The sequence below is a fragment of the Enterococcus sp. AZ011 genome (assembly GCF_050548355.1).
GTDB classification, from domain to species: domain Bacteria; phylum Bacillota; class Bacilli; order Lactobacillales; family Enterococcaceae; genus Enterococcus; species Enterococcus faecalis.
In genome coordinates this window covers 659258-672305 of the sequence record NZ_CP172959.1, presented here as the reverse complement: position 1 = coordinate 672305, position 13048 = coordinate 659258, and the positions used below count along the sequence as shown (strand labels likewise).

The window sequence follows — 13048 nt, the reverse complement described above, 5'->3', positions numbered from 1 at the left end:
AACATTAATGTTCTGGTCTCTTTATTTGAGTTCTTTTATCCTACATAAGCATCTAAGATAATTTGTTTTAGTTCACTAATTAATGGTTCTTTCGGATTTGCAGTTGTACATTGGTCTTCATATGCAAGTTCTGCCATACGATCAACCGTTGTGTCTAATGTTTCTTGTGAGACACCTTGGGCTTTCAAGTTCATGTCAATTCCGACTGATTTACCTAAGTCTGCTACTGCTGTTGCTAAAGCTTCTACTAATTCTGCGGTAGTATTTCCTTTTAAGCCTAAGAATTTTGCAATGTCTGCATAATCAGTATCGGCGCGGAAGTAATCATATTTAGGGAACATTGCGTGTTTTGATGGATCTTTCGCATTGTAACGAATAATATGTGGTAATAAAATCGCATTTGTACGACCATGTGGAATGCCATATTCCCCACCAATTTTATGAGCAATAGAGTGACAAATACCTAAGAATGCATTGGCAAATGCCATCCCTGCCATGGTTGATGCATTATGCATTTTTTCGCGAGATTCCATATCTGGACGTTTCACTGAATTTTCTAAATGATCGAAAACTAACTTGATTGCTTGTAAACTTAAACCACGTGTGTAATCTGAAGCCATCACGGAAACATAAGATTCAATAGCATGTGTTAAAACATCCATACCTGTATCTGCAGTGACTGAAGCTGGCACAGACATTACGAACTGTGGATCAACAATCGCTACATCTGGTGTTAACGCATAGTCTGCTAACGGATATTTCACGTGTGTTTCACTATCAGTAATAACGGCAAATGGTGTAACTTCTGAACCAGTTCCTGAAGTAGTTGGGATACAAACAAATTGTGTTTTTTCTGGTTTGGCAATTTTATATGTCCGTTTGCGGATATCTAAGAATTTTTGTTTTGCACCAAAGAACTCTGTATCTGGGTGTTCATAGAACATCCACATGCCTTTCGCCGCGTCCATTGCAGAACCGCCACCCAAGGCAATCACTGTATCTGGTTGGAAATCAACCATCATTTTGGTACCTGCATAAACAGTATTTGTTGATGGGTTTGGTTCAACATCAGAAAATACTTCGATTTTCACATCATTTTTACGTTTTTGTAGCTCTTTACGTACGATATCTGCATAGCCAAATTGAACCATACCTGGGTCACAAACTAACATGACACGTTCAACATTTTCCATTTTTTGTAGATATTGTAAAGAATTTTTTTCAAAGAAAATTTTTGGAGGTAATTTAAACCATTGCATATTATTTCTCCGTTTCGCTACCGTTTTAATATTAATTAAGTTAATGGCTGATACGTTTTTAGAAACAGAGTTTTTCCCGTATGAACCACAACCAAGTGTTAAAGATGGAATCATTTCGTTATAAATGTTACCGATACCGCCTTCTGCTGATGGAGTATTCACTAAAATACGACAAGCTTTCATACGTAAACCAAAAGCAACTTGTAACTCTTCATCTTCTGTATGAATTACTGCTGTATGTCCTAAACCACCTAAGTTTAACATCGCTTCACATAGTTCAAAAGCATGCTCTGCATTGTTTGATTTCATCATTGCTAAAACTGGCGATAATTTTTCTCTTGATAATGGATATTCTGGACCTGCACCTTCTAATTCAGCGACTAAAATTTTTGTGCCTTTTGGTACGCTAATTCCTGCTAATTCAGCAATTTTTTCTGCAGAGTTACCGACAATCGCTGGATTTACTGCGTATTTGCCTTCATTCATCACTGCATCTTCTAGTTTTTGTAATTCATTCGGTTTCACGAAGTAAACATTGTGTGCTTCAAACTCAGCTTTGACAGAAGCATAAATTTCTTTATCCACAATGACCGCTTGCTCAGAAGCACAAATCATTCCATTATCAAATGATTTTGAAACAATTAAATCATTAACCGCACGTTTTACTTTAGCCGTTTTTTCAATATAAGCTGGTACGTTCCCAGGACCAACGCCTAGTGCTGGTTTACCTGTTGAGTACGCAGATTTTACCATGCCTGCGCCACCAGTTGCTAAAACAATGGCAATCCCTGGATGATTCATCAAAGCAGATGTTGCATCAATCGATGGTTGTTCAATCCATTGAATACAATTTTCTGGTGCACCTGCTGCAATCGCCGCATCCCGTACAATACGTGCCGCTTCTGCCGAACATTTTTGTGCGCTAGGATGGAAAGCAAAAACAATTGGATTTCTTGTTTTTAAGGCGATTAGTGATTTAAAAATAGTTGTTGACGTTGGGTTTGTTGTTGGTGTGACCCCACATACCACGCCAACTGGCTCAGCAATTTCCATTAAACCGGTTTGTTCGTCTTTGTTAATTACACCCACAGTTTTATCATGTTTAATATTATTCCAAATGTATTCAGATGCATACATATTTTTGATTGCTTTATCTTCATAGATTCCACGGCCAGTTTCTTCGACAGCCATTTTTGCTAAAGGCATATGTTGGTCTAAAGCCGCCATCGCCATTTGATGGACAATGTGATCTACTTGTTCTTGTGTAAAATCTTCCATTGCTTTTAAAGCGACATTCGCTTTTGTTGCTAATTCATCAATCATTGATGAAACATCAACTGTTTCTGTCTTTTCTTTTTTTACTGTTTTAACCATGTTCATCCTCCTAAGAGTTTCATTTTAAAAAAACTTTGTTAACTATTTCACATTCACATCATACAACATAAAACGAATCTTGTAAATAGTTTTTGTGATATTTTTCACAACTATTTATAATTTTTTTTATCTCAAAAAAAAGACCTATTCTTTTTTCTAGAATAAGTCTTCAATATCATGCCAGTCCCTTAAAGGATTTTTTGATGTCTGTGCCAATAATTGTTGATAGTCAAAAAATTCATTCGGCTTAACCTTCTGAATGTCTTTGCGACAGTCTTTGACAGATAAACGGGCTTGCTTTTTCCAACGATAGGTGAGTAAATAAGTCAATAAATCTTCTTCGTTGATGGAAGAATAACCTAGTTCACGAAAATTTTGGCACTTCTTTTTAATACTTTTATTGAGCATTTTTTGTTGTAACCAACTTAATTTTTCCTTTGTCATGGGCTCTTCTCCTTCCAACCAAGCGAAAGATTGCTCACTTTTTAACTATCTTCCAACACTATAAAAAGGAACCTTTTTTGTAAACTTAATAGTTAAAAAGGACTTAGGACGTAAGTCCAAATGACCTACCTTCCTAGTCCTACATTTTAAGATAAACGACACGAGCGGAATAGAAATTATCTCTTCTTATTGGCTTTCTCGTGTGACTACTGGTCACAGTTTCGCCTTTGAAAAGCCTGTTCCGCTCTCTTTAACCATTAAATGAATTAGTTGATTCGTTTAGTCTTTCTTTTCTTTTGAAGGATCTGATGTTTCAGGAACTTCAGTTACTTCTTCTGTGACTGTCTCTTCAACTTCTGTGACTGGTACACTAGTTACTGCTGAATCATTTGTAACAGCAGTTCCAGGTGTTACAGTTCGAATTGCTGCACGGTCAAATTCTAAGACAATACCTTCGCAATCGATTAAAACTGTTTTTTCGTTGATTTCACTTAAAACACCATGTAAACCACCAATTGTGACAACACTATCGCCAGTTTTCATTGCGTTTAGTTGTTTTTGACGTTCTTGCTGTTGTTTCTTTTGAGAACGTGTCATGAAAAACATCATTCCTCCTAAAAGGACTAATGTAAAAATCATTGTAAATCCGCCACCCATTTGTTTCACCTCACTCTGCATTATTCACACTACTAACTGTATCAAAAAAATGCTTGAAGAACTAGTTTTTTCCTCTAATTTTTAGAAACTTTTTGCATTCGCTTTATTAAAGCCATATTCTTCAAAAAACGCTTGTCGGAATTCTAATAAATTGTCGTCCATAATTGCTTGACGGACGTTTTTCATTAAGTCTAACAAGAAGTATAAATTATGATACGATGTTAAACGGATTCCGAATGTTTCATCACATTTAATCAAATGACGAATATAGGCCCGCGTATAATTACGACAAACATAACAATCACATTTTTCATCAAGCGGACGAAAATCTCTTGCATATTGGGCATTTTTAACAACCAAGCGACCTTGTGAAGTCATACAAGTACCATTGCGCGCAATACGTGTTGGTAGCACACAATCAAACATGTCAATCCCACGAATCACTCCATCAATTAATGAATCAGGGGCACCCACACCCATTAAGTAACGTGGTTTATTTTCAGGAATTAACGGTGTCGTAAAGTCTAAGACTCGGTTCATTTCTTCCTTAGACTCACCAACAGATAAGCCACCAATCGAATAGCCAGGAAAATCCATACTCACTAAATCTTTGGCACTTTGACGACGTAAATCTTCAAATCCCGCACCTTGAACAATACCGAATAATCCCTGTCTATCAGGATTCGCATGGGCTTTTAAGCCACGCTCAGCCCAACGAGAAGTCCGTTCAATCGAGCGTTTGACATACTCATAGCTTTCATCAAATGGTGGACATTCATCAAAGCTCATCATAATATCTGATCCTAATTTATTTTGAATATTGATCGCTTTTTCTGGAGAAAGGAACATTTTTGAACCATTTAAATGATTTCTAAAATGCACACCTTCTTCTTCGATTTTCCGCATATCACTTAATGAGAAGACTTGGAAGCCACCTGAATCAGTTAAAATAGGTTGATCCCAGTTCATAAATTTGTGTAAACCGCCTGCTTCTTCGACTAAATCTTCACCTGGGCGTAACCATAAATGGTAAGTATTACTTAAAATAACACCGGCACCCATTTCTTTTAATTCTTCTGGTGACATTGTTTTAACTGTCGCAAGTGTACCTACCGGCATAAACATTGGTGTTGGAAATGTGCCGTGAGGAGTAATTAATTCACCTAAACGCGCACCTGTGTGTTTATCTTTTTTGATTAAACGATAACGAATGGCTGGTTCCGTCATTCATTTCCCTACTTTCTACTATAATTTGTCCTCCCATCATCATACTTTTTTTTTATTGAATTTGCAAGGATTTCTCAAGGTTTCTTTTTTCAAAAAAGGATCCTTAAAAAACAGCAACTAGTTCAAATAATTCAAATGAGCTAGTTGCTGTTTGGCACTTATTTTGTCGCTGTATATTTTTCTAAATCTTGCATCGCTTTTTTCACAATTTCAGGGGTAATTTTTTGTTTCATATAATGAATCGTTTCGCCTTCTATACAAGCACGTTCTGCTACTTCTTGATACTCGGCTTCAGTTAAGTCCATCTCCATTTCTTTTAAAGAAATAGGCAAACCTAGTTGGTGATAGAAAGGAATCAATTCAGCGATTTCTTGCCATTTCTCTTCAATGGCTAATTGAACAAACACACCATACGCCACTTTGTTTCCATGCAATTGTCGATGGCTAGCTGGCAGCAAAGTTAGTGCATCATGAATGGAATGGGCACCCGCTGTCCGACCATAATCATCGCCAAAGCCACCCACCATTCCACCAATAATTAAATTCGTTTCGATGACATCAATAAACGATTGATTTAATTGCTGCTCTTCCATCGCTTTTAAAGCATTGATACTTTCATTTAACAAAATATCGCGGCATTTTTCCGCGGCAAAATGAGAAACTTGAATAGGTAACACTTGGACGTCTAACTGCGAAATAATCGCATCTGCTTCGTACCATTTAGCTAATGTATCCCCAATACCTGCCACCATTAAGGACCGAGGCGAATGCAATAACACTCTTGGTTCTACCAACACCAAAGCGTTTGCTTGCGGAAAAACGTCATACCGTTCCATTGCTCCATCTTCTCGATACATTACACTCAATGGCGTACACGGCGCACAAGTAGCTGCTAAAGTGGGTAAAATAATGACCGGTAACGCCATTTTGTGTGCTAAGGCTTTGCCCAAGTCGGCCACTTTTCCTCCACCAACAGCGACGATGGCCTCTAAATGATTGTCCAGCACTTGCGCTTCTAACTCTTGCACACGTTGATCTGTACAAACACCTCCATAGTTTTCAAAAACAGCTGTTACTTTTTGAAACGTCGGAAAATACGGTTTTGCCGCTTGCCATGACTCAGTCCCGTGTAAAATGAATACACGATGAATATTTCTGCATAATAGTTGTCCTTCTAATAATTCCCACGAACCAATTTCGCAAAGATACTCTTGTGGTGTCCCTCTCACAATTAATGATTGTTCCATCTTGAAAATCCCCTTCATTTTTGACTTTTGAAAATTTTTTTGAAAAAGTTGTATTTTTTCAACTCTACTACTTTTCCTTTTACATATTCTATGATATGATAAACCACATCATAACACAATAAATTTTTATACATTTATTCGCTTTTTTTGAATATTTATAAAAATAATACAAAAAGGAGTTTACGCAAATGACCAAATGTAAAAAATGGCTACAGACGATTTTACCAATTTTATTCTTGTTGCTCTCATTATTACCTATTAAAGAAACTTTTGCAGCCGAAACCGATCCAGTCTATGACAAAATCATCCAAAAGGGAGAACTAGTTGTCGGCTTATCCGCAGACTATGCCCCTTATGAATTTCATGCAAAAGTAGATGGTGAAGATAAAATTGTCGGTTTTGATATTTCTATTGCTCAAAAAATTGCCGACGATTTAGGCGTTAAATTAAAAATCGAAGAACTAGGCTTCGATGCTCTGTTAGGGGCCTTAAAAACTGGCAAGATTGACATGGTCATCTCTGGCATGTCGCCAACGCCTGAACGATTAAAAGAAGTAGCTTTTTCTCAACCATATATGAACGTTCAACAAAGAGTCATTGTTCGGAAAGAAGACAAAGATAAATTTCATTCCACTAAAGATTTCGAAGGCGTTCGTGCAGGTGCCCAAAAGCAAACGACACAAGAAGAATTAATTAAAACCGAATTAACCGGTGCTGTCCCTACTTCTCTTCAAAAAATTCCAGATTTAATTATGAATCTAAAAAATAATAAATTAGATGCAGTCGTTATGGAAGAACCGGTTGGCGAAGCCTATGTTTCTCAAAATGAGGATTTAGCTTTTGCTGATGTTACCTTTGAAAAAGGCTCAAAAGATACTGCCGTTGCTTTTCCTAAAGATGCGCCCGTTTTGACGGAGAAAGTAAATGCCTCTATTAAACAAATTAATGATCAAAAATTAATGGACGGTTATAAAAAAGAAGCCAATCAATTAATGTTCCAAAAAGATCAAAGCTTTTTACAAAAGTATGGAAAGTTCTACCTTAACGGTGCAGGCTATACCATTTTCCTAGCTTTCATTGGTGTTTTGTTTGGTGCCATTTTAGGGGCATTACTTGCCTTAATGAAGTTAGCCAATTCCAAAATTTTACGTGGCATTGCCATTGCTTATATTGAATATGTTCGTGGCACTCCTTTGCTTGTTCAAATTTTTATTGTCTATTTCGGGACAGGCGTTCTTGGTTTAGACTTATCAAAAGTAGCAGCTGGTTGTATTGCCCTTTCTTTAAACAGTGGTGCATATGTAGCAGAAATTATTCGTGCTGGTATTCAGGCAGTTAATAAAGGACAATTGGAAGCTGCTCGTTCTTTGGGAATGAATCAAAACCAAGCAATGCGATACATCATTTTCCCACAAGCTATTAAAAATATTTTACCAGCGTTAGGCAATGAATTTGTTACAGTAATTAAAGAATCTTCCGTTGTTTCAGTCATTGGTGTTTCAGAACTAATTTTCCAAGCTGGCAACGTTCAAGGAGCAAGTTTTAAACCCTTCTTACCTTACTTAATTGTATCGTTAATTTATTTCGTCCTAACCTTTACTATCTCGCGTCTATTAGGTGTTGCTGAAAGGAGAATGAGTACTAGTGATTAACATTAAAAACTTACAGAAAACATTTGGAAAAAATGAAGTACTTAAAGGAATTGACTTAGAAATTGAAGCTGGTGAAGTTGTCGTAATTATTGGCCCTTCTGGTAGTGGTAAAAGTACTTTTTTACGTTGCCTGAACTTATTAGAAACACCAACTGGTGGCAGCGTTGAATTTGAAGGAAAAAATTTATTAGATAAAAATACCAACATTGATCAACTTCGTCAAAAAATGGGAATGGTATTCCAAAATTTCAATCTTTTCCCGCATAAAAATGTCTTGGAAAACTTAACGATTAGTCCTGTTAAAGTAAAAAAAGAAGCCGCTGCTGAAGCCACAGAACATGCTCTTTCCTTACTGGAACAAGTTGGTTTATCAGATAAAAAAGAAAATTATCCCGCTCAACTTTCTGGTGGGCAACAACAACGGGTAGCGATTGCTCGTGCTTTAGCCATGCGCCCTGACGTGATGCTGTTCGATGAACCAACTTCTGCCTTAGACCCTGAAATGGTGGGCGAAGTGCTATCCGTTATGAAAAATTTAGCTATTGAAGGGATGACAATGGTGGTGGTTACCCACGAAATGGGCTTCGCAAAAGAAGTTGCGGACCGTGTCATTTTTATGGATGCAGGAATCATTCAAGAAGAAGGCACACCTGAAGAAATTTTTGATGCGCCACAAAACCCAAGAACACAAGATTTTCTAAGAAAAGTTTTATAAAAAGGAGCACCTGGTATGGATCGCAAGAATATCGCAACACGTTACCAACAACCTAATGAAAATTTACTCATGGATATTGCAACATTGGCGAAAAAGACCCCAAATTTAATCGATTTATCGATTGGTGACCCTGACTTAATTACCGATGAGCGGATTATCGAACAAGCAGCTAACGATGCCAAAAATGGGCATACAAAATATACCGCTTCTGATGGTAGCGAGGCATTCATTGAGGCGGTCATTCAGTTTTATCAGTCACATTATCAATTATCTTTTCAACCGAATCAAGTCCGGGCCACAGTTGGCGCTCTGCACGGAATGTACCTTGCCTTACAAGTGATTCTAAATCCTGGAGATGAAGTGATTATTCATGAACCTTATTTCTCTCCTTATAAAGACCAAGTCCTTTTAGCAGATGGCGTTCCTGTCTTTTTACCAACCTATGAAGAAGATGGTTTCCAAATTGATGTAGCTCTTTTGAAAGAAAAAATCACGCCTAAAACCAAAGCGATTATTCTTAATTCACCGAATAACCCGACAGGCGCTGTTTTTTCTGAAGAAACTTTCAGAGAAATTGCACAGGTAGCGATTGAACACAACTTATACATTCTTTCAGATGAAGTTTATGAAGCCTTTTGTTTCCAAGAAACGTTTACTCCCATGGCTACGTTTGCTCCAGAAAATACTATCACTTTTGGTAGCTTTTCAAAAGCCTTTGCAATGACTGGTTGGCGTATTGGTTATATGATTGCCCCAGACTATATTAACGAAGTAGCCAAATTAATTAATGAAGGCGTTACGTATTCTGCGCCTACGTTGTCACAGCAAGCAGGAATCTATGCGTTACAACATTTTGACGAATTTGTAGACCCAATCGTTGAAGTGTTCCAAACACGTTTAGAGTATGTGGCCCAGCGAGTAGCAAAGATTCCTTTCCTTTCGCTTCATCCAGTCAAAGGAAGTATTTACGCCTTCATTAATATTCAAAAAACAGGACTAACTTCCGTCCCTTTTGTGGAAAAGCTTTTAAAAGAGACACAGGTATTAGTGATTCCTGGAAAAGCATTTGGTGAAACAACAGGCGATGAGTACATTCGTTTAGCCGCAACACAAAATTTAGATTTATTAAAGGAAGCGTTCGATCGAATTGAAAGAATGACCTTTGAATAAAAAAGCTTCTGCATTAGCTAATAATCATAGCTAATGCAGAAGCTTTTTAGATTTCTTCTATCAATTCAATCGCTTGCCCACCAACATGCGGTGGAATCGACATAGTCATCGGTGGCAAGCCCACGACTGTGAAACGGACTTTGGTCCCTTTTTTCAAGTAAGACAGTGGGATACTTTCCTCTAACTGTTCAACAAGTATGTTTAAAATTACCCCTTGAGAAAATAAGGGCACAATGGATTCTGGATCACTTTCTGCTTGGATATTTTCTAAATGTAATCGCATTGACAATGGCTGCGTCTCATTTAACACACCAGCCTCTGCTAATTTCCCTGTAAAAACAGCAATTTTTTCAGTCATTTGTTTGCCTCCTTTTTAAACATCATATTGAAGAGAATTAATTCCATCCCCTAAAAATTCTGAAGCGTTGTTAAATTCGGCAGGATCATATTTGGTATAGGAAACTTGTAATGTCAAAGTAATATTCCTTAAGGTTTCAGAATGGGCAAATTTCTCTTGAGCTTGTTGTTTGAATTCTTTTCTAGTAGTGTATCCGTCATCCCCATCGCGGAAAATTAATAACGCCCAAGTCGGCGGTGTGCCGTCGATAAAGTATGGTAAGAAGCGATCATCCGTTGTCTCTTTAATCGCCGCTGTCACGATTTGTAGCAATTCATTTTTTTGTTCAGGACTTAATAAGTTACGAATACTTTCCCAATAGGCCACTCGGATCACGACTAAATATAACGGCGCTTCATAACGTGTAGAAATATCAGAAAATAAATCGAATCCTTCCTCGTACATTTTTGCTGTTCTTAAATTAGTTACTGCATCTAACGCATTTAACCGTGAAGTTTCTTTACGTAAGCGAATATTTTCTTCTTGAATCATACGAATTTGATAAGTCACTGCATAGATTGTTAAACAGTAGAGCGGCGGCATGATTAGCCAAAATAATGAGCCATAGCTAAACAAATCATGATAGACATACTGATATACAACATAAGTCAATTGTAGAAAAATAAATATAAGCGAAAATGTTAACCCCGCTGTAATTCCTACAAAATAGGTAACGATAATTAAGATAACTGAAATTAATAGACAACTTAAGTCCACAAAGAAATCATTCGTTCCTAAGGCCATAAAGATGGTTGTGCCGACAACCAAAACAATTCCTACTAACAAAGTTAAATCCAAAAGTAAGGTCACTCGTTTTTGATTCACTCTATTCCCCACCTTTCAAATTCTTCTTCACGATGAAGAACGCACTTAATCCAATAATAGTCATACCAATTAAGAAGACAAATAGATAAATCATTAATTTATGATTATTGACAATTCGTTTACCTAATGATTCGTTGCTAACGTTGCTTACACGTTTTTTGAAACGATAATCATAGCGACGATAGTTCGGATCGACCACAATGGCATCTCCTTTGTACATAGAAGTATTCTTCTCTGTATTCACTTGTGTAGAGGCTAAAAAGACACCTTGTGATTTAGCTCCTGTTAAGATTAACGCCGCGGCTTTCGCATTATATGGAGAAAACATTAACTGCGCCGTACCGATTTGTTTACCATAATCTTTTTCAATGCTCAGTTTCTCGTTTGAAACAAAACGTGTGAAGTCCTTATCATAATGGAAATATAACTGATCGTTTAACTTACGAATCATCGGATTATCCTTAGGCGTACCAAAAATAATCAAGTTATGATTTTCTAATGCCGCATTTTTAGGCGCTTTTTTATAATACGTAATCTCACCGACATTACTTTCGGCATAATTACCAATTAAGTTAAATAAATTGGTCAACACTTTAAAATAGTTGTCGTCCATTTTTTCTGGTAATAAAATCGCTAAATCAGCAAAAGAACGGCTTCTGATAAAAATGTTCGGATAGTTGTTAAATAATATGTCATTAAGTTCTTCTGTTTGAATAAACGCATTCGAATTATTTTCAATAAAGGCCCATGGAGTCTGACCATTTCGCAAAACTTCTGGTGATTTAACATTCAAATCAAAAGCAACTTTTAAAACAAAACTATCAGCAATTTCTAAGTTCTTTGGAAATTCGAGATTTAATTCATCACCGTTCGCACGAGCAGCGGTTAATTTCTTGCTGCCAATTGGTTTGTCATTGGCATAGACCGTCACTAAAGAAGAATCAAAATCTAAGTTTTCAGCGTATTTAAAATGTAAATGCACGCGACTTCCATTGGCATTGTTTCGATCCACTGGTAAATTGACAAAGTACGTTTGTTCTTGGTGATAGGCCCCTTCTAGCTTGTCCCCCGTTGAGGTTAATGGATAATTTCCATCAAATTCTAAAGTTGAACTAAACGTATCGGTATTCTCATCAACTGTTGTCTCTTCTTTATCTGTTTGGGTCATTAATTCATAGTTTGCTAAATAACGTCCTGCACGAACAAGTAAGTCCTCATCTTTAGAAGTAGCTACTAAAACATGCTTATCTGATTGATTGAAAAATTTTAAGACAGCCTGGTCCTCCACACGTTTGCTATCAATTTGACTTTTATACTGATCTGGTAATTTATCATAGCTGGCAATAATCAACTGATAGGGTGCTGACTGTTCTTTGTTCAAAGAAGCCATTGGCAACAATTCTTCTGAGGTAGTAATCAAACGAGCAGCACCAGCTAACGCATGGGTCGCTGCAGCTAATTCTTTTTCCGATGCATTTTCTGGTGTCAAAATAACACTGTGTTTATTCGCAATCGTGTCTGCTCCCACAAAATGATTATAAAAAGAATGAATCGTATTCTCTGGTAATTGTAAATCGTATTGGAAGTTTACGTTAGATCCTTCATACATCGTTAACCAATTTGCTGGAGTTTCAATTAAATTATACATGTCGTTTCCTGCCTGATTAATAATTTGGCCCTCAACAGTCAATGTATTTGTCTCTTTAATCAGTTCCAAAGGGATTTCAATCGTCTTTTGTTGAATACCAGTCGTATTTTCAGGACGCCAAGAATAAAACTTCACACCATTCACTGCCACAGTTAAATCTGAGGTCTGATTATTTTTTAATTGTGTGATTTGGTAGGTCATATTGAATGATGCTTTTTTAACGTTCCAATAATCAATTTTTGTAAAATACATGGTGCTACGGACAGAAGTACCTGTTAAAGAGATTGTTTTATTTTGAAAAGGTTGTGTAAAGGTATGGTTGTCTTGTTCTTTGTTTTCGGCGTATACGGTCGGACTTGCGACACCAATCAGAATTGCCAGAAAGAACAACCCTATTAAAGTGACTGTTTTTTGTTTCATTGCACGTTTCCTC

11 protein-coding genes are annotated in these 13048 nt (G+C 36.9%); 3 read left to right on the top strand and 8 right to left on the bottom strand.

Annotated features, from left to right (window positions below; translation table 11 throughout):
• Window positions 1-35: 35 nt before the first annotated feature.
• From adhE to IGL36_RS03235, 5 genes are all read right to left on the bottom strand, one after another.
• Window positions 36-2633 (bottom strand): bifunctional acetaldehyde-CoA/alcohol dehydrogenase, encoded by a 2598-nt coding sequence (gene adhE, locus IGL36_RS03255; RefSeq protein WP_002388933.1) that lies wholly within the window; start codon window positions 2631-2633, stop codon window positions 36-38.
• 156 nt (window positions 2634-2789) lie between these two features.
• A complete protein-coding gene (locus IGL36_RS03250; protein ID WP_002364719.1) occupies window positions 2790-3095 on the bottom strand; it encodes a post-transcriptional regulator in 306 nt (101 codons plus the stop codon).
• 261 nt (window positions 3096-3356) lie between these two features.
• Window positions 3357-3755: a preprotein translocase subunit YajC gene (gene yajC / locus IGL36_RS03245; RefSeq protein WP_002383336.1), complete on the bottom strand. Its 399-nt coding sequence runs from the start codon at window positions 3753-3755 to the stop codon at window positions 3357-3359.
• 60 nt (window positions 3756-3815) lie between these two features.
• Window positions 3816-4961: a tRNA guanosine(34) transglycosylase Tgt gene (gene tgt / locus IGL36_RS03240; RefSeq protein ID WP_002355772.1), complete on the bottom strand. Its 1146-nt coding sequence runs from the start codon at window positions 4959-4961 to the stop codon at window positions 3816-3818.
• Window positions 4962-5119: 158 nt separating this feature from the next.
• Entirely contained in the window at window positions 5120-6226 is a 1107-nt protein-coding gene (locus IGL36_RS03235; RefSeq protein WP_002355771.1) for an iron-containing alcohol dehydrogenase family protein, read from the bottom strand.
• 170 nt (window positions 6227-6396) lie between these two features.
• Here IGL36_RS03235 and IGL36_RS03230 point away from each other — a divergent pair, with 170 nt between their 5' ends.
• From IGL36_RS03230 to IGL36_RS03220, 3 genes are read left to right on the top strand one after another with little or no spacing between them, the layout of a single operon-like run.
• Entirely contained in the window at window positions 6397-7860 is a 1464-nt protein-coding gene (locus IGL36_RS03230; RefSeq protein WP_002358820.1) for an ABC transporter permease subunit, read from the top strand.
• On the top strand, window positions 7853-8575 hold the full coding sequence (locus IGL36_RS03225; protein ID WP_002355769.1) for an amino acid ABC transporter ATP-binding protein: 723 nt from the start codon (window positions 7853-7855) through the stop codon (window positions 8573-8575). Before IGL36_RS03230 ends, IGL36_RS03225 begins: the two co-directional genes overlap by 8 nt.
• Window positions 8576-8590: 15 nt before the next feature.
• A complete protein-coding gene (locus IGL36_RS03220) occupies window positions 8591-9745 on the top strand; it encodes a pyridoxal phosphate-dependent aminotransferase (protein WP_002397948.1) in 1155 nt (384 codons plus the stop codon).
• 46 nt (window positions 9746-9791) lie between these two features.
• Here the strand turns inward: IGL36_RS03220 and IGL36_RS03215 are convergent, their stop codons facing one another.
• Genes IGL36_RS03215 through IGL36_RS03205 form a run of 3 tightly spaced genes read right to left on the bottom strand, consistent with a single transcriptional unit; the run spans window position 9792 to window position 13035 of the window.
• Window positions 9792-10103: a hypothetical protein gene (locus IGL36_RS03215; RefSeq protein ID WP_002397949.1), complete on the bottom strand. Its 312-nt coding sequence runs from the start codon at window positions 10101-10103 to the stop codon at window positions 9792-9794.
• 15 nt (window positions 10104-10118) lie between these two features.
• Window positions 10119-10979 carry a hypothetical protein gene (locus IGL36_RS03210; protein ID WP_002397950.1) on the bottom strand — a complete coding sequence of 287 codons (861 nt, stop codon included), beginning with the start codon at window positions 10977-10979 and terminating at the stop codon, window positions 10119-10121.
• Window positions 10969-13035: a cellulose biosynthesis cyclic di-GMP-binding regulatory protein BcsB gene (locus tag IGL36_RS03205; protein ID WP_002396451.1), complete on the bottom strand. Its 2067-nt coding sequence runs from the start codon at window positions 13033-13035 to the stop codon at window positions 10969-10971. Before IGL36_RS03205 ends, IGL36_RS03210 begins: the two co-directional genes overlap by 11 nt.
• Window positions 13036-13048: the final 13 nt, after the last annotated feature.

Bases quoted from the DNA above. Each gene is read 5' to 3' on its own strand.
- adhE (WP_002388933.1), bottom strand. From the start codon at position 2,633: ATGGTTAAAACAGTAAAAAAAGAAAAGACAGAAACAGTTGATGTTTCA.
- yajC (WP_002383336.1), bottom strand. From the start codon at position 3,755: ATGCAGAGTGAGGTGAAACAAATGGGTGGCGGATTTACAATGATTTTT.
- tgt (WP_002355772.1), bottom strand. From the start codon at position 4,961: ATGACGGAACCAGCCATTCGTTATCGTTTAATCAAAAAAGATAAACAC.
- IGL36_RS03235 (WP_002355771.1), bottom strand. From the start codon at position 6,226: ATGAAGGGGATTTTCAAGATGGAACAATCATTAATTGTGAGAGGGACA.
- IGL36_RS03230 (WP_002358820.1), top strand. From the start codon at position 6,397: ATGACCAAATGTAAAAAATGGCTACAGACGATTTTACCAATTTTATTC.
- IGL36_RS03220 (WP_002397948.1), top strand. From the start codon at position 8,591: ATGGATCGCAAGAATATCGCAACACGTTACCAACAACCTAATGAAAAT.
- IGL36_RS03215 (WP_002397949.1), bottom strand. From the start codon at position 10,103: ATGACTGAAAAAATTGCTGTTTTTACAGGGAAATTAGCAGAGGCTGGT.
- IGL36_RS03205 (WP_002396451.1), bottom strand. From the start codon at position 13,035: ATGAAACAAAAAACAGTCACTTTAATAGGGTTGTTCTTTCTGGCAATT.